General features: G+C 72.0%; 18 protein-coding genes and 1 pseudogene. 8 read left to right on the top strand and 11 right to left on the bottom strand.

What is annotated here, in order from left to right; translation table 11 throughout:
* Positions 1–87 precede the first annotated feature (87 nt).
* The 3 genes and pseudogenes from BMY07_RS13595 to ahcY form a co-directional block, all read right to left on the bottom strand.
* Positions 88–771: pseudogene (locus tag BMY07_RS13595) on the bottom strand (NACHT N-terminal helical domain 7-containing protein); the annotation flags it as partial.
* Between the two features lie 27 nt (positions 772–798).
* Positions 799–1,437 carry a dTMP kinase gene (locus BMY07_RS13590; RefSeq protein ID WP_092778132.1) on the bottom strand — a complete coding sequence of 213 codons (639 nt, stop codon included), beginning with the start codon at positions 1,435–1,437 and terminating at the stop codon, positions 799–801.
* 302 nt (positions 1,438–1,739) lie between these two features.
* Positions 1,740–3,230 (bottom strand): adenosylhomocysteinase, encoded by a 1,491-nt coding sequence (gene ahcY / locus BMY07_RS13585; protein WP_092778130.1) that lies wholly within the window; start codon positions 3,228–3,230, stop codon positions 1,740–1,742.
* Between the two features lie 162 nt (positions 3,231–3,392).
* Between ahcY and BMY07_RS13580 the strand changes: the two genes are divergently transcribed.
* The 3 genes from BMY07_RS13580 (at position 3,393) to BMY07_RS13570 (ending at position 8,622) form a co-directional block, all read left to right on the top strand.
* On the top strand, positions 3,393–5,678 hold the full coding sequence (locus BMY07_RS13580) for a hypothetical protein (RefSeq protein ID WP_425426286.1): 2,286 nt from the start codon (positions 3,393–3,395) through the stop codon (positions 5,676–5,678).
* A gap of 114 nt (positions 5,679–5,792) precedes the next feature.
* Entirely contained in the window at positions 5,793–7,328 is a 1,536-nt protein-coding gene (locus tag BMY07_RS13575) for an amino acid permease (RefSeq protein WP_092778126.1), read from the top strand.
* A gap of 10 nt (positions 7,329–7,338) precedes the next feature.
* Positions 7,339–8,622, top strand: coding sequence for a glutamate mutase L (locus BMY07_RS13570; protein ID WP_092778124.1), 1,284 nt, complete (start codon positions 7,339–7,341; stop codon positions 8,620–8,622).
* Positions 8,623–8,738: 116 nt separating this feature from the next.
* On the opposite strand, the gene BMY07_RS13565 is transcribed toward BMY07_RS13570, so the two are convergent.
* From BMY07_RS13565 to BMY07_RS13540, 6 genes are all read right to left on the bottom strand, one after another.
* Positions 8,739–9,662: a cation diffusion facilitator family transporter gene (locus BMY07_RS13565; protein WP_092778122.1), complete on the bottom strand. Its 924-nt coding sequence runs from the start codon at positions 9,660–9,662 to the stop codon at positions 8,739–8,741.
* Between the two features lie 52 nt (positions 9,663–9,714).
* On the bottom strand, positions 9,715–10,944 hold the full coding sequence (gene manA / locus BMY07_RS13560; RefSeq protein WP_092778120.1) for a mannose-6-phosphate isomerase, class I: 1,230 nt from the start codon (positions 10,942–10,944) through the stop codon (positions 9,715–9,717).
* 88 nt (positions 10,945–11,032) lie between these two features.
* On the bottom strand, positions 11,033–12,127 hold the full coding sequence (locus BMY07_RS13555) for a hypothetical protein (RefSeq protein ID WP_092778118.1): 1,095 nt from the start codon (positions 12,125–12,127) through the stop codon (positions 11,033–11,035).
* The gene (locus BMY07_RS13550) at positions 12,124–12,339 is read right to left on the bottom strand and encodes a Trm112 family protein (RefSeq protein WP_092778116.1); all 216 of its coding nucleotides are present in this window, start codon (positions 12,337–12,339) and stop codon (positions 12,124–12,126) included. Before BMY07_RS13550 ends, BMY07_RS13555 begins: the two co-directional genes overlap by 4 nt.
* 52 nt (positions 12,340–12,391) lie before the next feature.
* Positions 12,392–13,744 (bottom strand): phosphomannomutase/phosphoglucomutase, encoded by a 1,353-nt coding sequence (locus tag BMY07_RS13545; RefSeq protein WP_092778114.1) that lies wholly within the window; start codon positions 13,742–13,744, stop codon positions 12,392–12,394.
* Between the two features lie 121 nt (positions 13,745–13,865).
* Entirely contained in the window at positions 13,866–14,225 is a 360-nt protein-coding gene (locus BMY07_RS13540; RefSeq protein ID WP_211346442.1) for a DUF3499 domain-containing protein, read from the bottom strand.
* Between the two features lie 107 nt (positions 14,226–14,332).
* Here BMY07_RS13540 and BMY07_RS13535 point away from each other — a divergent pair, with 107 nt between their 5' ends.
* On the top strand, positions 14,333–14,791 hold the full coding sequence (locus BMY07_RS13535) for a metallopeptidase family protein (RefSeq protein WP_092778110.1): 459 nt from the start codon (positions 14,333–14,335) through the stop codon (positions 14,789–14,791).
* Here the strand turns inward: BMY07_RS13535 and BMY07_RS13530 are convergent.
* A complete protein-coding gene (locus BMY07_RS13530) occupies positions 14,749–18,120 on the bottom strand; it encodes a glycosyltransferase (protein WP_245782359.1) in 3,372 nt (1,123 codons plus the stop codon). The genes BMY07_RS13535 and BMY07_RS13530 overlap by 43 nt on opposite strands.
* 183 nt (positions 18,121–18,303) lie before the next feature.
* Positions 18,304–18,618 carry a WhiB family transcriptional regulator gene (locus tag BMY07_RS13525; RefSeq protein WP_092778108.1) on the bottom strand — a complete coding sequence of 105 codons (315 nt, stop codon included), beginning with the start codon at positions 18,616–18,618 and terminating at the stop codon, positions 18,304–18,306.
* 230 nt (positions 18,619–18,848) lie between these two features.
* Between BMY07_RS13525 and BMY07_RS13520 the strand changes: the two genes are divergently transcribed.
* From BMY07_RS13520 to BMY07_RS13505, 4 genes are all read left to right on the top strand, one after another.
* Positions 18,849–19,598 carry a site-2 protease family protein gene (locus BMY07_RS13520; protein WP_092778106.1) on the top strand — a complete coding sequence of 250 codons (750 nt, stop codon included), beginning with the start codon at positions 18,849–18,851 and terminating at the stop codon, positions 19,596–19,598.
* Positions 19,599–19,668: 70 nt separating this feature from the next.
* Positions 19,669–20,667: a 2-phospho-L-lactate transferase gene (cofD, locus tag BMY07_RS13515; RefSeq protein WP_092778104.1), complete on the top strand. Its 999-nt coding sequence runs from the start codon at positions 19,669–19,671 to the stop codon at positions 20,665–20,667.
* Complete coding sequence (locus BMY07_RS13510) at positions 20,660–21,991, top strand: coenzyme F420-0:L-glutamate ligase (RefSeq protein ID WP_245782358.1); 1,332 nt, start codon at positions 20,660–20,662, stop codon at positions 21,989–21,991. The genes cofD and BMY07_RS13510 overlap by 8 nt, the downstream gene beginning before the upstream one ends.
* Positions 21,988–22,515, top strand: coding sequence for an NUDIX hydrolase (locus tag BMY07_RS13505; RefSeq protein WP_092778100.1), 528 nt, complete (start codon positions 21,988–21,990; stop codon positions 22,513–22,515). The genes BMY07_RS13510 and BMY07_RS13505 overlap by 4 nt, the downstream gene beginning before the upstream one ends.
* Positions 22,516–22,603 lie beyond the last annotated feature (88 nt).

The following is a 22,603-nucleotide window of genomic DNA, read 5'->3' as shown; positions in this document are numbered from 1 at the left end:
CGCCGGATTGGGTTCGGTCGCCGAGGGCGGCTAGATCGGCGGTGAGGTCTGCCTCCGAGATGTACTGCGCCCCGCGGTTGAGCATGCCTAGAGCGGCGATCGACAAGCCCCAGAGCAAGCGTTCGACCGAATCAGCCGACTTCTCGGCCGAGCAGGTCCGGTGATGGCGGCGAGGCCGCGGGCGAGGTTCGCCGCGGTGACCTGGTCGGACCAGATCTTGAACTCCGGGACCTTGGTCGCCAGCTCCAGGAAGTGCGACCGGTACCGGTCGCAGAAGTCGTTGATGATGTGCCGGTTGACCGAGGGCCAGTCGCCCCGCACGTCGAACACGTCGAACACGGTGACCCCGACGCGCCGCGCCCAGCCGTCCAGTTCGGCGGTGTTGGCCTCGAACCCGACGACGGCGGACGGGGTGGGGATCTCGGCGGTGTAGAGGGCGTCGACGAAGGTCTGGCCCTCGGCGCGGCGGAGGTCGGCGATGGTCGCCTTCTGCTCGTCGGCGAGGTCGACGCCGAGGTGCGCGGCGACGGCGGCGGAGTACGCGGAGAGCACGATCGTGGAGTGCGCGGCGACCACCAGGTCCTGGCGGTGCACGCCGCTGGTGCCCATCAGGCGGTCGCCGAGGGCGTCGAGTGCGCCGCGGATGCCGGTCATGGCCTCGGACTTCTGGTCGCCCATGCCCCAGATCGCGCCGAAGACCGCCGCGACCAGGCTCAGCGGGCCAGAGGCGAGGATCACGCCGCCGAGCAGGGCGTTGAGGCGGGTCAACCAGGGGTGGTCGTCATCACGGTAGCGGGGTCAGGCGAGCAGGGTGCCGGTTAGCCACAAGGCGTCGAGGTCCGCGCTGCCGTCGACGACGTGCCAGGGCGACAGCCAGGACCTGGCGGCGAGGTCGTCGTAGACCTCGCCGACGCGGACCTGGAGCGGGGTGTCGGACTCCCACTTGTCCCTGGCGCGCGCGTCCACGGTCTCCCGGTGGGTCGCGCGCTCGGCGGCCAACTGGGCGGAGACGCGGAGCAGCAACTGCGCGTGCGGCACGGGTAGGCCAAACCGCTCGATCTCGATCGAACGCACCCACGACACGAAGTCGCCCGTAGCGGACTCGTGCAGGCGGGCAGCGCCATAGGCGGCGTTGGACGCTACATAGCGGTCCAGCAGGACGACGTCGAAGGACGCCAGGTCGGACAAGAGGTCGTCGAGCGCCCCCTGACGGTCCAGCGCATAGAGCACGGCCATGCCGTAGACGGAGTCACCGAGACCCCCGAGCCGACCGTGCAACCCCTCCTGCACCAGGTCAGCGGTCACCGACAGCCCGTACCGGGGAAAAGCGCGGGTCCCCACGGACGCGCCCTGCTCCGAGAACGCGGCGGTGAGCTTGTCGGCCAAGGTGCGCTTACCAGCGCCGTCCAGGCCCTCGATGACGATCAGACGTCCCACGGGCGTTGACCCTAGCGACAGCCGTGGCCGACTGCGTCGACAGCCGTGGCCGACTCCATCGACAGCCGTGGACGGCGCCTGCCCGGCTCTCCCCTCCGGGCCCGACGCCGTCCACGGTGCCATCCACCCCCCGGGGCGGCTCCTCGGCTCTGGCTTGCCCCCTGCGCAGGCCAGAACTACACAAGATCGCTGGACCGGGTCTGTTTGTTACACCTTTCGGTGACATAAGACGCGGGCCCCGGCACGCAGGTTGCGTGCCGGGGCCCGGAAGAACCGCCTACCGCCCAGTAGGGGCGTACTCGTCAGTAGCGGTAGTGCTCCGACTTGAACGGGCCCTCGACGTCGACGTCGATGTACTCGGCCTGCTCCTTGGTCAGCTTGGTGAGCGTGCCGCCGAGCGCCTCCAGGTGGATGCGGGCGACCTTCTCGTCCAGCTTCTTCGACAGCCGGTACACCTCGCGGTCGTACTCCTCGTGCTTGCCGTACAGCTCCACCTGGGCGATGACCTGGTTGGAGAAGCTGTTGGACATCACGAAGCTGGGGTGCCCGGTCGCGTTGCCCAGGTTGAGCAGGCGGCCCTCGGACAGCACGATGATCGAGTGGCCGTCCGGGAACACCCACTCGTCGACCTGCGGCTTGATGTTGACCCGGCGGATCCCCGGGAAGCGGGTGAGGCCCGCGATGTCGAGCTCGTTGTCGAAGTGGCCGACGTTGCCCAGGATGGTCTGGTGCTTCATCTTGGCCATGTGCTCGACGGTCACCACGTCCTTGTTGCCGGTCGTGGTGATGATGATGTCGGCCTCGCCGACGGCCTGGTCCAGCGTGCGGACCTCGTAGCCGTCCATCGCCGCCTGCAGCGCGCAGATCGGGTCGATCTCGGTGACGACCACCCGGGCACCCTGCCCGCGCAGGCTCTCCGCCGAGCCCTTGCCGACGTCGCCGTAGCCGCAGATGACCGCGACCTTGCCCGCGATCAGCACGTCGGTGCCGCGGTTGATGCCGTCGACCAGCGAGTGCCGGATGCCGTAGCGGTTGTCGAACTTGCTCTTGGTGACCGAGTCGTTGACGTTGATCGCCGGGAAGAGCAGCTCACCGGCGGCGGCGAGCTGGTAGAGCCGCAGAACGCCGGTGGTGGTCTCCTCGGTGACGCCGCGGATGTCGGCGGCGATCTTGGTCCACTTGCCCGAGTCGGCGGCCAGCGAGTGCCGCAGGGTCTCGAGGATGAGGCCCCACTCCTCCGGGTCGTCGTCCTCGGTGGCGGGCACGACGCCCGCCTTCTCGTACTGCACGCCCTTGTGGACCAGCAGCGTGGCGTCGCCGCCGTCGTCGAGGATCATGTTCGGGCCGGGGCCGTCCGGCCAGGTGAGCATCTTCTCGGTCGCCCACCAGTACTCCGGCAGCGTCTCGCCCTTCCACGCGTACACCGGGACGCCCTTGGGCTCCTCCGGCGTGCCGTGCGGACCGACCACGACCGCGGCGGCGGCGTGGTCCTGGGTGGAGAAGATGTTGCACGAGCACCAGCGGACCTCGGCGCCGAGCGCGACGAGGGTCTCGATCAGGACTGCGGTCTGCACGGTCATGTGCAGCGAACCGGAGATCCGGGCCCCGCGCAGCGGGTACACCTCGGCGTACTCGCGGCGCAGTGTCATCAGGCCGGGCATCTCGTGCTCGGCGAGGCGGATCTCCTTGCGGCCGAACTCGGCCAGCGAGAGGTCCGCCACGGCGAAGTCGATGCCGTTTCGGGTCTGCGCGAAGCTCGCTCCGGTCGCGCTCCGCGTGTCTTCTGCGGTCATCGAAAACATCCTCCAGACTTCTGGTTCCTGTCGAACACTACCGTTGGAGCAGGGGGCGCGGGGCGACCAAAAGGAGTGATCCGTGCCTGAGAGTGACCGGGGAGGGACGTGCTGCTAACGGGTTCGGAAACTCGCGTGGTCGAGCTGCGCGTGCACGGCATCATGGGCACCTCCGCGGAGAACCTCGTGACCGCGGTGGCCGCGGTCGATGTGGCAGGCGACGGCGTGGGCCGCATCGTGCGCCCGGCCGACCGCCTGATGCGGCCCGCGCCGGGTCCGGTGCTGCGCGCCGAGGGCCGGTCGGTACCCAGGGTGGTCGAGGGGTACGTGTGGGGCGCGATGACCTCCGGCGGCGTGGCCAAGGCGACCTGGGCGCTGCTGTTCCCGTTCTCGCTGGCGAACATGGCGCACTGGATGCTGCCACCGATCCCCAGCGGCCACCGGACGGCGCGGCTGCTCGGCGCCGTGAACCGGTCGCTGCTGCGGCTGGCCGCGCTGCTGCTCACCGGGCTGCTGGTGTCGCAGGCCGCCGTGGTCAGCATGGACCTGCTGGCCGCGCAGTGCCTGGCGCCGGGCACCGGCTGCCTCGACTGGGTGCCGGACTGGGTGCGCACGACCACGTCGATGCGCCAGGTGGTCGGCCTGGTGCCGGTGCTCGCGGGCATCCTGGTGCTGCACCGGGTGTCGACGGTGGCCTGGGAGACCCCTGCCGCGCCGAACCCGCCGGACGCCCAGCCCAACCAGCGGGTGGAACTGCCCGGGCGCAACCTCGTCTCCGACCCGGACACCCCCGCGCTGCGCGCGCTGCACCTGACCGCCGCGTTGGCGCTGGTAGCGCTGTTGCCGCTGGGTGGCCCGTTCACGCCACCGGCGCATGGGCCCGCCCTGTGGGTGTGGGTCGCGGCGCTCGCGGTGGTGGGCACATGTGTTTTGTGTGTACTCGCTTTGGACGACCCGCGGGGAGCCGACCCCTCAACTGCCGGTCGGTACCTGAGGACCGTACTGGGCCGGGTGCCGAGGGCGGTGTTGCTGCTCGGCGGTGCCGCGCTGGCGGTGGCGGCCGGGGTGATCACCGGTCCCGTCCCCGCGCGGATGACCGGCACCGGGCCGACCGTGGAGGCGATCGCGGCCGGGTTGATCGCGGTGGTCGTGCTGCTCGGGGTGTTCCTGGTGCCCGCCGCGCTGATCGCCCGCCGCACCTGGAAGCACCAGCCCAAGGCGCTGCGGCCGTGGGCAGGCGGGTGGATGGCGGCGCCGGTGCTGGCGATCAGCGCGTTGATCGGCGGCGGTTTCGGCGCGGGTCTGGCGATCTCGCTGCGCAAGGTGGTCGGGTCCAGCGGGATCGAACTGCCGCGCGGCTACGAGCAGGTGACCCTGCTGTGGGGTGCGGCGGCGGTGATCGGTCTCCTCGTGGCGATCCCGTGCGGCGCGGTCGCGGCGGTACGCCTGTTGATGGCGCCCGGCGGGTACGCGGAAGTCGACATGTTGCACGCGGGCAGACCCGCGGACGCCTCGGCCGCACTACGCGGATGGCGGGCGGCTGGGTGGCAGCGGCGCAACGCGCATCGCGTACTGCTGGCGTTCGCGGGGGTGCTCGCGGCGGGGACGGTCTTGTCGGTGACCACCCGGATCGCGAACCTGCACCCGCCGCAGTGGATGGACCCGTTGCCCACCATGGGAATCCTGACGCTCGGCGCGTTGGTCGTCGCGTTGTTGCGGGCGATCTACACGGCAGCGCAAGAGCCGGAGGCAGGGCGACGGTTGGGCGTTATCGCTGACCTGGCGTCGTTCTGGCCGCGTGAGGCACATCCAACGGTGCCGCCGTGTTACGCGTTGAAGGTCGTGCCGGAGCTGGCGGCGCGCGTGATGGAACACCTCAAGGACCCATCAACGCGGGTAGTGCTGACGGGCCATAGTCAGGGCAGCCTTCTCGTTGCGGTTACCGCCGCCCGGTTGATGGATGTGCTGAACGAGCCCGAACGGCAGCGGTTGGGTCTAGTGACGGTGGGATCGCAGTTGCAGTGGGCGTACCCGCGCGCGTTCCCCGGTGCGGTGCCGCATGCCTCGCTCGCCGAGCTATCGCAACGTCTAGGTACCCGTTGGCGCTCCCTGTGCCGTGGCACCGATCCTCTCGGCGGCGCCGTCACCACCTGGGACCGCCAGGTGTGCGACAACCAACTGCTCGGCACCGGCTTCCGCCCGGACGGCACCATCGGCCCCCTCCCCGCCGCCACCCCCTCCCCCACCGGCGCCCTGGTCCTCGGCGGCGACCACTGGCTCCCCGACCCCATGCGCGGCCCCTTCACCGGCCGCCGCTGGGTGGCCGGGGTCATGGGCCACGGCAACTACACCGCCGATCCCGAGTGGGACCGCGCCATCGCCATGGCCGCCGGGCTGGACCCGGAGGAGCCCAAGTCCACCCTCCCCTGGCCCAGTCGCCACGCCTGACCTCCGCCGCTGACCGGTAAGTGGGATCGGCCGGGCAGGCGACCATCCGGCGGAAAGGCACCGGGAACGTTAACCTTTCGTGGCCGATTCACCCGCACGGAAAGGGGGGCGAGGATGCCTGGTAACGGGCTGTGGCGGACGAAGTCGGTCGAGCAGTCGATCGCGGACACCGATGACGCCGAGACGAAGCTGCGGCGGAACCTGTCGACCTGGGACCTGATCGTGTTCGGGGTCGCGGTGGTGATCGGGGCCGGGATCTTCACGTTGACCGCGCGGACGGCGGGTGACCTGGCGGGGCCGTCGGTGTCGGTCGCGTTCGTGATCGCGGCGGTGGCGTGCGCGTTGGCGGCGTTGTGCTACGCCGAGTTCGCGTCGACCGTGCCTGTCGCGGGTAGTGCGTACACCTTCTCTTACGCCACCTTCGGCGAGTTCGTGGCGTGGATCATCGGCTGGGACCTGATCCTGGAGCTGGCCGTTGGCGCTGCCGCGGTCGCCAAGGGGTGGTCGGTCTACCTGAACACCGTGCTGGGCTACATCTTCGGGTTCGACCCGTCGCAGAGCACGGCGACGATCTTCAAGCTCGGTGGGCTCACCCTCGACTGGGGCGCGTTGGTCCTGGTGGTGTTCCTGGCGGCGATGCTCGCCATCGGCACCAAGCTGTCCTCGCGGGTCAGCGCGGTCATCACCGGGATCAAGGTGGCGATCGTGCTGTTCGTCATCGTCTTCGGCCTGTTCTACGTGAAGGCGGCCAACTACACGCCGTTCGTCCCGGAGTCGCAGCCGCCCGCGGTCGGCAAGAGCGGGGTCGAGCAGTCGCTGTTCTCGGTCATCGCGGGCGGCGACGGCAGCTCGTTCGGCGCGTTCGGGCTGCTGGCGGGCGCGTCGCTGGTGTTCTTCGCGTTCATCGGGTTCGACATCGTCGCGACCACCGCGGAGGAGACCAAGAACCCGCAGCGGTCGGTGCCGCGCGGCATCTTCGGCTCGCTGTCGATCGTGACCGCGCTGTACGTGGCGGTGTCGCTGGTGCTGGTGGGCATGGTCAGCTACCACCAGCTCGCGACGACGATCAAGCCGGACGGCAGCGCCGACAAGAAGACCCTCGCCACCGCGTTCTCCCTCAACGGGGTCGACTGGGCGGCGCAGATCATCTCCATCGGCGCGCTCGCAGGCCTGACCACCGTGGTCATGGTGCTGATGCTCGGCCAGATCCGGATCATCTTCGCCATGTCGCGCGACCACTTGCTGCCGCGTCAGCTCGCGCGCACCAGCGCCAAGCAGACCCCGGTCCGCGCGACCGTCGCGGTGGCGGTGCTGGTGGCGATCGCGGCGACCTTCTTCGAGGCGGACAAACTCGAGGAGATGGTCAACGTGGGCACGCTGTTCGCGTTCATCCTCGTGTCCGCGGGCGTGATCGTGCTGCGCAAGACCCGGCCGGACCTCAAGCGGTCGTTCCGGGTGCCGTGGGTGCCGCTGGTGCCGATCCTGGCGATCATCGCCTGTGTGTGGCTGATGCTGAACCTGACCGTGCTGACCTGGCTGCGGTTCGTGGCCTGGATGGTCCTGGGCGTGATCGTCTACTTCGCCTACAGCCGCCGCCGGTCGCTGCTCGGTCAGCGCAACGCCGAGGAAGCCGCCAAGTCCGAACCGTAGTATCGCGGTCGTGCCCTTCCTGTGCCTGGACATCGGTTCGACGTGGACGAAGGGCGCCCTCGTCGCCCAGGACGGCGAACTGCTGGGCACGGCCCAACACGAGACGACGCCGCCGGAAGTCCTCGACGGCATGGCGGCCGTGACCTCGGCGCTGGGTGCTCCCGGCGCCGAGGTCCTCGCGTGCTCGTCGGCGGGCGGCGGCCTGCGGCTCGCGGTCGTCGGCCAGGAGCGGCTGGTCAGCGCCGAGGCGGGCTACCGGGTGGCCCTCTCGGCGGGCGCGAAGGTCGTGCACGTCTGCGCGGGCAAGCTCGACAGCCTCCGCCCCCTGCGGGCCGACCGCCCGGACCTGGTGCTGCTCGTCGGCGGCACGGACGGCGGCGACGACACCGTCCTGCTGCACAACGCGCGCAGGCTCGCCGAGAACCGCCTCAGCGTCCCGATCGTCCTGGCGGGCAACGCCCACGCGCGCGCCGAGGCGCTGGCGCTGCTGGACGGCCGCACCGTCGTCCCGACCGACAACGTGCTGCCCGACGTCGGTGAACTGCACCCCGGCCCGGCCAGGCGGGCGATCCGCGAGGTCTTCCTCGCCCACGTCATCGGCGGCAAGGGCCTGTCCAGGGGCACGCGCTTCCGCTCCCTGGTGCGCACCGTGACCCCGGACGCGGTCCTGGTCGGCGTGTCCCGTCTGGCGCACCTGCTGGCCACCGACGACGATCCTGGCGCGGTGCTGGTGGTCGACGTCGGCGGCGCGACCACGGACGTCTATTCGGCGGTGTCCACAGTGGAGGAGACTGGCGCCACTGTCGCGTTGCCTGCCGACCGCAGGACGGTGGAGGGTGACATCGGGATGCGCTGGTCCGCCCCTGGCATCGCGGCGGAGGCCCGGGCGGAGCAGCTCGTCGAGGACGACAGTCTTGCGGCGGCCGCGCAGTATCGGGCCGAGAACGTCGACTTCATCCCGTCCACGGATGAAGAGTCCGCAGTGGACACCAAGTTGGCTGCCCTGGCCGCGATCATCGCGATCCGTCGGCATCTGCGGATGGTCGACAATCGGCTGGGGCCTCGGGGAGCGGGGCTTTTGGTGCTTTCGGGGGGCGTTTTTCGCCACGCGAGCAAGGCAGCGCAAACAGAGGTGGAGAACGCTCTCCGCGCCGACCCGGTGCTACGGCCGATCTTGCGCACGGCACGGATTGCTGTCGATCGCGACTACGTGCTCGCGCCGGCGGGTTTGCTCGCTGAGGCTGGGCACACTGAAGTGGCGGGGCGACTTCTGCGAGGACTCAGCACGGACTGACGCGGGGGTCGGCGCTTGCTGGGTGGGGGGCTCGATAGGGCGAACTTCCTTTGCGCGGGGCCCCTGGGCGCCCTGGGAAGGAAGTTCGCCCTATCGAGCGTGAGCAGTGTGGCGGCTCAGGGAGTGCTGACCGTGGTGCGGTAGAGGTCTGGCTCCAGGTAGATCAGCCGGGCAGCCGGGACGGCGTTGCGGACGCGGGCCTCGGCGTCGTCGATGGCCTGGGCGACGTCTTCCATGGGGAGGCCGGGGCGCAGGGCGATCTTGGCGGCGACGAGGAGCTCGTCCGGTCCGAGGTACTGGGTGCGCAGGTGGATGATCCGCTGGACCTTGCCGGTGGCCAGTTCGTCCTCGATCTTGGCCAGTTCGGCCGGGGTGGCGCCCTCGCCGATGAGCAGCGACTTCATCTCCACGATCAAGATGATCGCGATGATGCCCAGCAGCACCCCGATGCACAGCGTGCCGATGCCGTCCCAGACCGGTTCGCCGGTGGCCAGGGTGAGGCCGACGCCGCCGAGTGCGAGGACGAGGCCGAGCAGCGCGCCCGCGTCCTCCAGCAGCACGACCGGCAGCTCCGGGGTGCGCGACTGGCGGATGAAGCCCCACCAGGTGGCGTCGCCCTTGATCTTCCTGGACTCCACGATGGCGGTGTAGAACGAGTACGACTCCAGGGCGATGGCCAGCACCAGGATGATCACCGCGACCCACGGCGATGTCAGCGGCTCTGGGTGGCCGATCTTGTGGATGCCCTCGTAGAGCGCGAACACCGAGCCGAGCGAGAACAGCATCAGCGCCACGATGAACGAGTAGAAGTACCGGTCGCGGCCGAAGCCGAACGGGTGCTCCTTGGTGGCCCGCCGCTGCGAGGTCTTCTGCCCGAGCAGCAGCAGCCCCTGGTTGGAGGTGTCGGCGACCGAGTGCACCGACTCGGCGAGCATCGAGGACGACCCGGTGACCAGGAAGCCGACGAACTTGGCCACGGCGATCCCCGCGTTGGCGCCCAACGCGGCGAGGATGGCCTTGGTGCTGCCTCCAGCGGACACAGTCGCTCCCTGGTGCTAGTCCGATATGTCGGATCGGTGGATCGGTGGCAGCCTAGAGCGTGTCATGGTCGGGGGCCTCGGCGCCCACGGTTGCCACGAACACCTGGGTGTGACCCTCGCCGACCGGGCGGACCGCCAGGTCCACGTCGCACGCGGGCACCCACGCGGACTGGCCGCGACCGAGCCTGCGGCCGCCGACCTCGACCTCGCCGTCGGTGCAGACCATGATCTGCGGGCGCTGCACCGGCAGCGGCACGCGGTCGCGCTGACCCGGCGCCCACTCCACTCTGGACAGCTCGAACTCCGGCGCGTCGGTGCGGTAGGCGCGCAGCCGCCCGACCTGGTCGCCGGTGGACACCGGCATGTCGCCGCAGCCGAAGTCGAGCACCCGCAGCAGTTCCGGCACATCGACGTGCTTGGGGGTGAGCCCGCCGCGCAGGATGTTGTCGGAGTTGGCCAGGATCTCCACGCCGGTGCCGTGCAGGTAGGCGTGCAGGTTCCCGGCTGGCAGGTAGATGGCCTCGCCGGGGCCGAGCACCAGCCGGTTGAGCAGCAGCGCGGCCAGCACGCCCGCGTCGCCGGGGTAGCTCTCGCCCAGCTCCAGGACCGTGCGGCACTCCAGGGAGAACTCGCCGTGCGCCTTGACGTGCGCGACGCAGGCGTCGATCAGGTCCGGCATCAGCCGTTCCAGCGCGGTCTGCGGCAGCGTGATCCAGGTGGTGAACAGGGCCCGCAGCCCGTCGGAGTTGGGCTGGCCGACCAGCAGGTCGATGTGCGCGGACAGGCCGGGCGTGCGCAGCTGTTCGAGCAGCGCGATGGTGCGCACCGGGTCGCGGAACCCGGCGAGGGCGTGGAACTCGGTGAGCGCGCAGACCAGTTCGGGCTTCGCGGTCGGGTCCGGGTAGTTGCGGTTGGCCGCGTCCCTGGTGATGCCCGCGGCCTCTTCGCGCGCGTACCCCTCGGCGGCCTGCGCGGCCGAGGGATGCGCCTGCATGCTCAGCGGCTCTTCAACGGCGAGGATCTTGAGCAGGAACGGCAGCCGGTTGCCCCACCTGGCCGCGGTAGCGTCACCGAGCTGTCCACGCGGGTCGGAGTCGATCCGGTCGAGCAGGGAGTGCTCGGCGCCGTCGCCGTCGACGAACCGGGACGGGTCGCCGGGGTGCGCGCCCATCCACAGCTCGGCCTCCGGGTGCGGCGCGGGCACCGGCTTGCCCAGCAGCTCGGCGAGAGTCGTGCGCGACCCCCACGCATACGGGCGCACCGCATTGCGCAGCAGCTCCACCTGACTACTCACTCCTTCGGACCACCCGGTGGGGTCGGCAGCGACCACCGGGCTCGTTCCCACCGTCACCTCGGACCAGACTCCCTGGTCACGCGCTCGCGGGAGCGTAACGGCCGGTGCCGCCGGTGGTACCCGCGGCGAGGCCGAGGTAGAGCGCGGCGAGTTCGAAGCGCAGCGCGAGCACGGCCGCCCTGGTCGGCTCGTCCGCCGTGATCTCCTCGGCCGGGGCGATCAGGTCGGCGGCGGGCAGCGTCTCGTGGGCCTGCCTGCGCACCGGGTCGTCCGGCTGCGCGCGGACCGCGAGCAGCAGCACCCTGGGCGGCAGCGCGGCCGGTCCGTCGAAGGAGTCCGGGTCGGCGAAGATGTCGCGCTCGGAGGTGGCCCGCACGGCGGCGCGGTGCAGCGCGGTGCGGCTGCTGGCCTGCAGGTACCCGGCCACGTCGCAGACCAGGTCGGTGTGGGTGCCCAGCACCTGCACGGCGTGGCGGCCGACCGCGGTGGCGACGTGGTCGAGGCCCCACAGCAGCGGGGAGTGCTCGGCCAGCCGCAGCGCCAGCGTCTTGGCCGGGTTCACGAACGACTCGTGCTGCGGGTGGTCGCGCTCGGCCTCGCGGTCGAGCTCGTCGGCGAGCATGTCCACGTCGAAGCGCAGCAGGTCGAGTTCCCGCAGCGCGAGCAGGCCGCTGGTGTAGGCCTTGGCGAAGCCGAACCCGGGCCGCACGACCAGCCTCGGGGTGATCAACATGGCGTTGCCAGCGGCAGCGGCGGCGACCGGGCCCTCGGACGGCGCGGTCAGCACGACACCGGCGCCGCGGCGGCCCGCCCGGTCGACGTCCTCGGCCAGCTGCCGGTCGCCGGGGTCGTCGGTGTGCGCGATCACGACGTCCAGCGCGCCCACCCACGGCGGGACGACGTCGGTGACCACCAGCGGCACCGGGCACGCGGGCAGCAGCAGCTCGGCGAGCAGCCGAGACACCGCGGGGCCGAGCCCGGGGCGGGTCAGCAGCACCACCGCGCGCGGACGGCTGCCCGCGAGCCTGCCGATGCCCGCGCCCGCCGCGGCCTCGGAGGTGGCCCGCACCTGGGCACCGGCCATCGCGCCCGCCCGCAGCAGACCGTCCACGTCGGCCTCGCCCAACCGGGCGGGGTCGTCGAGGAGGCTGTCGTCGGCGACGGTGCTCACGGGGCTTGGCCGGTCTGCCGGTCGGCCGGGTGCTCCGCCTCGTCGAGCAGCAGCACCGGGATGCCGTCGGTGACCGGGTACCGCCTGCCGCACTCGGTGCAGGTCAGCACGTCGGCCTCCGGGTCGTCCGGGGTGCCGACGCGCAGCGGGGCGTGGTCGTCGGACGGGCAGGCGAGGATGTCCAACAACTGCTGGTCCAGTGTGACTGCCACGGTCGTCCTCCTCGTTGGGTCCAGTGTCCAGGCGGGTGCGGGTCGGCGCAGCTCAAGCCCGGACGATCGCCAGCACCTCGTCGCGGATGGCGGTGACGGCGCTGTCGTCGGCCGCCTCGATGTTGAGGCGCAGCAGCGGCTCGGTGTTGGAGGCGCGCAGGTTGAACCAGCCGCCGCCGGGCAGCCGCACGGTCAGCCCGTCGAGCTCGTCGAGCTCGACGCCGTCGCGGTCGCCGAACTCGGCGCGGATCGCGGCCAGCCGCCCGGCCTGGTCGGTGACCGTGGAGTTGATCTCGCCGGAGGCCGCGTAGCGGTTGTACTCCCTGGTCAGCGCGGACAGCGTGCCCGGCTGCTCGCCCAGCGCCGCCAGCACGTGCAGCGCGGCGAGCATGCCGGTGTCGGCCTTCCAGAAGTCGCGGAAGTAGTAGTGCGCGGAGTGCTCGCCGCCGAAGATCGCGCCGGTGCGGGCCATCTCCTGCTTGATGAACGAGTGGCCGACCCTGGTGCGCACCGGCTTGCCGCCGTGCTCGGCGACGATCTCGGGCACCGCGTCCGAGGTGATCAGGTTGTGGATCACCGTGCCGCCCGGGTCCTTGGCCAGCTCGCGCACCGCGACCAGGGCGGTGACGGCACTCGGGGAGACCGGGTCGCCGTTCTCGTCGACGACGAAGCAGCGGTCGGCGTCGCCGTCGAAGGCCAGGCCGACGTCCGCGCCGACCTCGCGCACCCTCGCCTGCAGGTCCACGATGTTCTTCGGGTCCAGTGGGTTGGCCTCGTGGTTGGGGAAGCTGCCGTCGAGCTCGAAGTACATCGGCACGACCTCGATCGGCAGGTCGGCGAACACGCTCGGCACGGTGTGCCCGCCCATGCCGTTGCCCGCGTCCACGACCACCTTCAGCGGCCGGATCCCGGTGAGGTCGACCAGCTCGCGCAGGTAGGCGGCGTACTCGGCCAGCAGGTCCTTGTGCTCGACCGAGCCCTTGGTCTCGGCGACCGGGTGGTCGGCTCCGGCCTCGACATCGGCCTGGATCTCGGTGAGACCCGAGTCCTGGCCGACGGGGGCGGCGCCTGCGCGGCAGAGCTTGATGCCGTTGTACTTGGCCGGGTTGTGGCTGGCGGTGAACATCGCGCCGGGCAACTGCAGGCTGCCGGAGGCGAAGTACAGCATGTCGGTGCTGGCCAGGCCGATGTTGACCACGTCGACCCCGGTCGAGGCCACCCCGTCGCCGAAGGCGTCGGCGAGCGCGGGCGAGGAGTCGCGCATGTCGTACCCGATCACCACGGCGGGCCCGCCGACCAGCCTGGCGAACGCGGCGCCGATGGCGCGCACGAGGTCGGTGTCGATCTGCTCGCCCACCACGCCGCGGATGTCGTAGGCCTTGAAGACGCCGGACAGGTCGCGCACGGGGTACTCCCAGGGGTCGGGCAGGCTGGCCCTGCGGCAGCCCGCGACTACTCGCCAGGAGCCTACCGGCGGCGGCCCGACCGCGACGCCCAGCGTCGCCAGTCGGCGACGGAGTCGGTCGCTACTCGGTGACCGGGTCCGGCAATACCCGCAGGTGACCGCGTCTGCCCGCGGCCGCGCCCTGGTCGGGTTGCTCCACCGGCCGGTCGACCCGGCCCGCCTCGCGGACCGCCTCGGCGAGCGCGGTGAGGTCGTCGACCGAGGGCTCGGGGAGGGCGAACGCGCCGTCGTGGCGGACGACCTCCCAGCCGCGCGGGACGGTGAGGCGCAACGCGTGCTCCTCGCAGAGGTCGTAGCTGTGCGGCTCGGAGTAGGTGGCCAGCGGTCCGACGACCGCGGTCGACTCGGCGTAGGCGTAGGTCAGCGTGGCGACGGCCGGGTCGAGACACCCGGTCCGTGAACACCGCCGCACGCTCCGCACGATCGGTGACCATAGCGCCTCCGCGGCCGCTCGCGCCCCAAGTGCCGCACGACACGCCCCCGACACGCCCAACCGGCCCAGCAGGGGACCCGCGTACCCTGCTCAGGGTGGTGACGGCTCGCAGTTCCCGGCGGCGCGGACGGCGCAATCGCGATCGACATGGACGCGGTCTGCGGGGTCCGCTGTACCCGTCGACGCTGCCCGCGGCGAGCACGCGCGCGGAGAAGTTCGACGCGCTGGTGCTCGACGCCCTGGAGCCCATCGAGGCGCGCTGGCGCACGGAGCTGACCAAGCTCGACGTGGCGGTGGACGACGTCCCCGAGGTCACGCCGGACACCCCGGACGGCGTGCTCGCCGACAGCGGGGTGCCGCTGGCGCGGCTGGTGCAGGCCGGTGTCGACCGCAGGGGCCAGCCGACCAGGGCGCGGATCGTGCTCTACCGGCGGCCGCTCGAGGCGCGCGCCAAGGACAGCGCTGACCTCGCCGACCTGGTGCACGACGTGCTGGTCGAGCAGGTGGCGGCCTACCTCGGGCTCGACCCGGGCGTGATCGACGGCGAGTCCTGACCGCGGCCGCGGGCCGGGATCGCTGTCAGCAGGGCGAACAGGACGACCGCGGCCTGGATGAGCAGGAGCAATCCGCGCAGCGTGGTGGGTTGTTCTATGCGCACTTCGGCCGCACGAGTCGGTATGGCTACCGCGACTGAACTGCCCCACGCCCGAACGACGGCGACGGGCCTACCGTCGATTGTCGCCTCCCAGCCGGGTTCTTCCTCGGCGGTGATCACGAGCAGCCGCCCTTCGGCGCCATCGGACACCTTCACGGCCACCTGTGGTGGTGCGGCTTCGACAGGCACCGCCGCGTCCGATGTGGGCGTGGCACCGGTAAGGGCTAGATGCGCCGCATCAGGCGAAAGCAGGTAGGCCGAACCGGACCGTGGAAGTAGCCGGAACACGGCTGCGCCGGTCGATGTGCGGGGTGCGTCAGCGACAAGAGTGCCTGCGCGGTCTTGGAAGCGTTGCGCGTCAGCTTGCGGGACTACGACGAAGAGGACTCCCGTAGCCGCGGCACGCAGCACAGCGGACTGGACGCGATCCGGGTCGTCCGAGCGCAATTCCCGGTCGAGTGCGGCAAGTCGAGGGCTGGACGACGGGGTGGGCGCGAGGTCGTCGTCACCGAACAGCGGAGCCCGACCGGTGACCTGCCGGGGCTGCTGGTCGGACAGGACCAACAGGGACCGGTTGGTGTTGGCGAGTTCCGCGGTCAGCGTGGTCGCCAACTGCTCGCCGCCGGAGTCGTCCAGTGGACCTTGCCTGCCCGGGATGATCACGCCGACAACAAGAACCCCCAACGCGGCCGCACCCGCGAACACAGCGGGCAGCCGTACCGGCGCCCGCCCGGTGCGAGAGGCGCCGAGCATCGCCCACACCAGCCCCCAGCCGACGATCAGCAGCGGCACACCGGCCCAAGCAGCGACCGGGGGGCCACCGCTCAACGGTGTCGCGGGCACCAGTCGCACGAGTACGACGGTGACCGCGCCCAGTAAGGCGAAACTCAGCCCAGGCAGCACTGACCGCCGTGCCCCGAAAGCGATCCCGGCCGCGACCGCCACCAGGACACCGAACCCGACGAACGACCACGCCCCCGGTCCGCCTGCGTTGAGGCCCACCAGGTCGACGAGCGAGACGGCAGGCGAATCGGTCACCGCGCCGATGCCGTGCAGGACGACCCCGGGGTGCTGGATCACCACCGCGGGCCAGGGCAGCAGCAACGCCAACGGCATGAGCACCAGCAGGAACAGCGCCGCACCACGCCTGCTGCCACCGCCGGGCACCAGGACGAACCCGCCGAGCGCCATGACGACCAACGTCAGGTGGGTCAGCGGGGAGAACGCCCCGATGGCCGCCAACCCGAGTGCCGTACCCGCCGTCGTCGAGAGCCAGGCGCCCTCACCGACCCGGCCGCGCCCGATCAGGGCCGCGATCCCGGAGGCCACCAACGGAAGCAGGATGTGCACTACGACCGCGTCGAGCCTGCCCTGCGCCACGGCGGACGCGGCGGGCGGCAGCAGCGCGTACCCGAGCGCGAGCAATGCCCGCACCCACCGGCGCACCGGCGCCCTTCTAGTCGCGATGTACGCGCTTAGGCCCGCCAGCGGCAGATCGGCCAACAGCAACACGGCCACGACCGCCGCCGGACCGCCCACGGGTGCGAGGAACGCTCCCAGGACACCGAGCACCGCCAGCGCTGTCGGGGCTGGCGCGGCCGTCCCGCCGGACACCCCGTGCCAGGTCGCCAGGTACTCGGCCCACACCTGCTCCAGCGACCCCACCGGCGCCAGTCGCCCGCCCGCGAGGTCGAGTCCCAGCCGGGCGGAGTTCACCACGAACGCCAACGCGACCAGCCCGAGGAACAGCACCAGCGGCGGTGCCAGGGCGATCTGCCGCAGGACGCGCGCCCGGTCCACCCGGACGAGCACCGCCTCGCGCGGCGGTTCCGGCGTGCTCCCGTCGCGGCGAACCGGCGACGGGCGCGGACCCGGACTCGGCGCCAGACCGGTCGGCGGCGGCTCGGCGAGCACCAACGGGACCGCGATCGCGTTGTCCGGTCGGCGCAGTCCGGCGCGCTTCGGCCGTCCACCCGCCCCGGCGGGCAACGCGTCCGGGCTCACCGGCGGCCGCGGCACGGCCTCCGGAGGCAGCCACGCCGGGTCGTAGTCGCCGGGCAGCCGACCCAGGGCGGCGTCGGCGACCACGCGCCTGCGGACCATGGTCGACACCGCGCCCCGCACCGCGTTGCGCAGCCTCGTGGCGCGGCTGGTGAACAGTCCGCGAACACTGCCCGATCGCGCACCCTGCCGTACCCGATCGCCCCGGGCGGCCCGCAGCCCGGCGCCGCCGCCGAGCAGGTACGCCACCGCGCGCAGTTCGGCGCGGGACTCGGCAGGCCTCCGTTGCATGGCGAAACCCAAGGCGCGCAGCAGGCACAGCGCGGTCAGCCGGGGAACCCCGACCAGGAACGAGAACGTGGTGCAGTTCACCAGGAAGGTGCGCAGCCCGTGCCCCCTGGCCAGCGCGCGCGGGGTACCGCCGAGCCGGGGCGCCGCCACGTCGACCCGCCTGCGCCGGGTGGTGACCGCACGGGCGTGCCGGATGCGCGCCTTGGGGACGCAGAGCACCACGTGCCCGGCCCGGTTCGCCCGCCAGCCCAGGTCGACGTCCTCGCCGAACAGCCCGAGGTCGCGGTCGAACCCGCCGAGCGCCGCCCACACCGAGCGGCGCACCAGCATCCCGGCCGAGGACACCGCGAGCACCTCGGTGCTCTGCTCGAGGCCCCGGTCGCCGCCGCGGCCGAGCCGCACCCAGTCCAGTTCGGACGGACCGACCCCGGTCTGCCGGTGCCCGGCGGCGTCGGTGGACAGTCCGGCCTCGACCACCAGCCTGGGGTCCTGCCAGTCCACCACCAGCGGCCCGAGCACCCCGGCCGACGGCGACACCTCGGCGGTGAGCAGCAGCGTGGCCAGGCAGTCCTGGTCGGGCGCGGAATCGTCGTGCAGCAGCCAGATCCAGCCGCCCGGGTCGCCCCAGCGGTCGACCGCGTGGTCCACCGCGGCGTGCACGGCCGCGGCGTACCCGGTCGCGCGGTCGAGGGTGATGACGCCGTCGACCACCTGGTCCGGACCGGCGCACGCGGCCGCGAGCAGCGCGGCGGTGCCATCGGTCGAGCCGGTGTCCACCGCCAGCACGTGCCGGGGGCGGGGCCTGGAGTGGCGCAGCGCGGACAGCGCCTGCCGCAACCACTCGGCGCCGTCGTGGCAGACCAGGACGGCGAGCACCGGCGCGGTGCGCAGCACAGGAGCGCCGCGCGCCAACGCCGACCGGGACCGGGACGGCACGGACCGGCACCTCCCTCGTTCGCGGGCCGTGGTGACCGCCCACCGTACGACGAGACGCGCTGGACCGTGGTGAAGGCGCGGGCGGTCAGCCCGCGTTATCGACCGTTCCCGCTGCCACCTTGAGCCCGGACTCCCCAGTACAGGCTCTCGGCGTCCCGCACGCCGCGCTCCAGGCCGTAGGGCCTAGACCGCGCGCTTCTTGAGCTTGCGCCGCTCCCGTTCGGACAGACCACCCCAGATGCCGAAGCGCTCGTCGTGCGCCAAGGCGTACTCCAGGCACTCCGAGCGGACCTCGCAACCGAGGCAGATCCGCTTGGCCTCCCTGGTCGAGCCGCCCTTCTCGGGGAAGAACGCCTCGGGGTCGGTCTGCGCGCACAGTGCGCGCTCCTGCCACTCCTGCTCCTCGGACTCGTCGAAGAACCCGGAGAACACCCCGAGGTCCTCTGTCGACCGCTCGCCCCACTCCACGACGCGGCCCCCGTCACCCAATCCCTGCATGATCGCCCGCCTCCTCGCCTTCCGCACTCCTCGGCTGGCGGATGCCATCGGCCGTCCCCGTGGCGAATGACATCGATGTGATTACACCCGTGTCGCCGCGGCGGGTCAAGCGCGGCCCCCGAGCGGGTGATGGGATATGTGCTCCCCGTACCCGATCGTGTACCTGCCGAAACGGCGGCGATTGCCGGTCCGGTCGTCCGCCAACCGGCCGACATTGCCACACTGGTGTGGTGCAGCGATCAGCGGTTCGGCCATCACCGGTCTTCCTTGCCCTCGTCCTGCTCACCGTCGGGGGCGCGCTGCTGACCCTCGTGGAAGGTGAGACAGCGCTGCGGGCTGGGGTTTTCCTGCTCGTCATGGGCGGCTGGGCGGTGTCGCTGTGCCTGCACGAGTTCGGGCACGCGATCGTCGCCTTCCGCGGCGGCGACCGCGAGGTCTACTTCAAGGGCTACCTCACACTCGACCCGCGGCGCTACACCGACCCGGTGCTGAGCCTGCTGCTGCCGCTGCTGTTCCTGGCGATCGGCGGCATCCCGCTGCCCGGCGGGGCGGTGTGGATCAACCACCACGCGCTGCGGTCCCGAGCGGTGGACTCAGCCGTCTCGCTCGCCGGGCCGTTCTCGAACCTGGTGATCGCGTTCCTGCTGACGGTCTCGGTGAACGTCTTCGACCCGGCCCCCGGCATCGCCTGGGGCCTGTCGTTCCTGGCGTTGCTGCAGCTCGCGGCCTTCGTGCTGAACATGCTGCCGGTGCCCGGCCTGGACGGGTGGGGCGCCATCGAGCCGTTCCTGTCCTACGAGGCGCGCAGGTTCGGCGCCAAGGCGCGGCAGTGGGCGCCGCTGATCCTGTTCGCGGTGCTGATCGGCGTGCCCGGCGTGAGCGGGGCGTTCTGGGACGTGGTGCAGGCCCTGTTCGGCGCCATCGGCGGCGACGAGCTCGCCGCGTACCTCGGGCAGCGCGCGTTCTTCTTCTGGCAGTAAACCCGGATGTGAAAACCGTCTCGGTGGCCGGTCGACCGGCCACCGACTGAGCTTGCGAGGGTCGCCGACCGTGAAGGTAGTGGTTGTCGTCGGCGGGGTCGGGGGAGCCCGGTTCCTGCTCGGCGTGAAGAAGTTCCTCGGTTTACCACCGGTCGGCGCACCGGAGGGGCCCAGCCCGCACGAGGTCACCGCGATCGTGAACACCGCGGACGACATCTGGCTGCACGGGCTGCGGATCTGCCCCGACCTCGACTCGTGCATGTACACCCTGGGTGGTGGCAGCGACACCGAGCGCGGGTGGGGCCGCACCGGGGAGAGCTGGACGGTCAAGGAGGAGCTGGCCGCCTACGGCGCCGAGCCGGAGTGGTTCGGCCTCGGCGACAAGGACATCGCGACCCACCTGGTGCGCACCAGGATGATGCGCGCGGGCTACGAGCTCTCGGACATCACCGCGGCGCTGTCGGACCGCTGGAAGCCCGGGGTGCGGCTGCTGCCGATGACCGACGACCGGGTCGAGACGCACGTGGTGATCGATGAGCCGAGCACCGGCGAGCGCAAGGCGGTGCACTTCCAGGAGTGGTGGGTCCGCTACCGCGCGGAGCCGAGGGCGCGCTCGATCGTGCCGGTCGGCGCGGACGAGTCGACGCCCGCGCCCGGCGTGGTCGAGGCGATCACCGACGCGGACATCGTGCTGCTGGCGCCGTCGAACCCGGTGGTGAGCGTCGGCACGGTGCTGGCGGTGCCCGGGGTGCGCACGGCGCTGCGCAAGACCGAGGCGCCGGTGGTGGGGGTCTCGCCGATCATCGGCGGCAAGCCGGTGCGCGGCATGGCCGACGCGTGCCTGGAGGCGATCGGGCTGGCGTCCTCCGCCGAGGCGGTCGGGCGGCACTACGGGTCGCGGGCCTGCTCGGAGAACGGGGTGCTCGACGGCTGGCTGGTGGCCACCGGGGACACCGCGGACGTGCCGGGCGTGGCGGTGCGGGCGGTTCCGCTGTTGATGTCCGATGTGGACGCCACGGCGGCGATGGTGCTGGCCGCGATGGAACTGGGCGGGGTGGACGTTGGCTGAGCACGCCGCGACCGGCGGCATCGAGATCCTGCCGGTGACCGGGCTGCCGGAGTTCCGGCCGGGCGACGACCTCACCGGCGCGGTGGTGGCCGCGGCGCCGTGGCTGCGCTCCGGCGACGTCGTGGTGGTGACCAGCAAGATCGTGTCCAAAGTGGAGGGCAGGCTGTACCGGGTGCCCGGCGACCCGGCGGGCCGGGAGGCGGCCAAGCGGCGCGCGGTGCTGGAGGAGGCCGACCAGGTCATCGCGGCCAAGGGGTCGACGCTGATCACGGTCAACAAGCGGATCGGCGTGGTCCAGGCCGCCTCCGGGGTGGACGCGTCCAACGTGGCCCGCGACGAGATCGCGCTGCTGCCCGCCGACCCGGACGGGTCGGCGATCGCACTGCGCAACGGGCTGCGGGAGCGGCTCGGCGTCGAGGTGGCGGTGGTGGTCACCGACACCATGGGCCGGGCCTGGCGGATGGGGCAGACGGACGCGGCGATCGGCTCGTCCGGGCTGGCGGTGCTGCACTCCTACGCCGGGTCGGTCGACGCGCACGGCAACGAGCTGGCGGTGACGGTGGTCGCGGTGGCCGACGAGGTCGCCGCCGCCGCGGACCTGGTGAAGGGCAAGCTCGGCGGGGTGCCGGTCGCGGTGGTGCGCGGCATGACGATCGGCGACGACAAGTCCGTCGCACGGGACCTGGTGCGCCCACAGGAGGACGACCTGTTCCGGCTGGGCACTGCGGAGGCGATCACCCGGGGGCGGCGGGAGGCGGTGCTGCTGCGCCGGTCGCTGCGGTCGTTCGCCGACGAGCCGGTCGACGTGGGGGCCATCAAGCGCGCGGTCGCGGCAGCGCTGACGGCACCCGCGCCGCACCACACCCGCCCGGTGCGGTTCGTGCGGTTGACGGCCAGGCGCGTGGAGCTGCTGACCGCGATGCGGGCGGCCTGGGAAGCGGACCTGCGCGGCGACGGCCTCGACGACGCGGCCGTGCTGCGCCGGGTCGGCCGCGGCGACCTGCTGGTCGAGGCGCCGGAGATCGTGCTGCCGTTCCTGGTCCGCGACGGGGCGCACGACTACCCGGACCCGAGGCGGGCGGACGCGGAGCGGACGATGTTCACCGTCGCCGGTGGCGCCGCGGTGCAGGGGTTGCTGGTCGCCCTCGGCGCGGAGGGCCTCGGGTCCTGCTGGGTATCCTCGACGATCTTCTGCCCGGACGTGGTGCGCTCGGTGCTGGGGCTGCCCGCGTCCTGGGAGCCCCTCGGCGCGGTCGCGGTCGGGCGGCCCCCGCAGGAGCTGACCCCGCGCGAGCCGCGGGACGAGGAGTTGCTGGAACTGTGAGCCCGCACCCCGACGCGGTCGCGACCATGTCCGCCTGGCGCCCGGCCGACCCGGCCCAGGAGTCGCTGCGGCAGGCTTTTCTCGGGTTCCTGCTCGCCAGGCCGGACGCGTGCCTGCGGGCCTGCGAGCCGGGGCACGTCACCGCGTCGGCGCTGGTGTTCGACGCGCACGGCGAGTACGTGCTGCTGACGCTGCACCCGAGGGTGGGCCGGTGGTTGCAGCTGGGCGGGCACTGCGAGCCGTCGGACCGGACGCTGGCCGGGGCGGCGCTGCGGGAGGCGACCGAGGAGTCCGGGATCGCGGGCCTGCGGATCGACCCGGTGCCGCTGCACGTGGACGTGCACCCGATCACCTGCTCGCTGGGGCTGCCGACCCGGCACTTCGACGTGCGGTTCGCGGTGCGGGCGCCCGAGGGGGCGCAGCCGGTGCGCAGCGCCGAGTCGCTGGACCTGCGCTGGTGGCCGGTGGACGCTTTACCCGACGGCGGAGTGGAAATCGACCCGATCTTGGCCGTTCTCCGATGAGTTCACCTTCTTAGGTGATGCAAGTTGTGAGCGTTTTGCCGGACGGCCGACGGAATTGTTTCTCATTCCCGTGAATAGGTCGTCCGGC

The sequence above is a fragment of the Actinokineospora terrae genome (genome assembly GCF_900111175.1).
Classification (GTDB): Bacteria; Actinomycetota; Actinomycetes; order Mycobacteriales; family Pseudonocardiaceae; genus Actinokineospora; species Actinokineospora terrae.
Note: the sequence above shows the minus strand (reverse complement) of the source record. Positions and strands in the feature narration are given on the sequence as shown.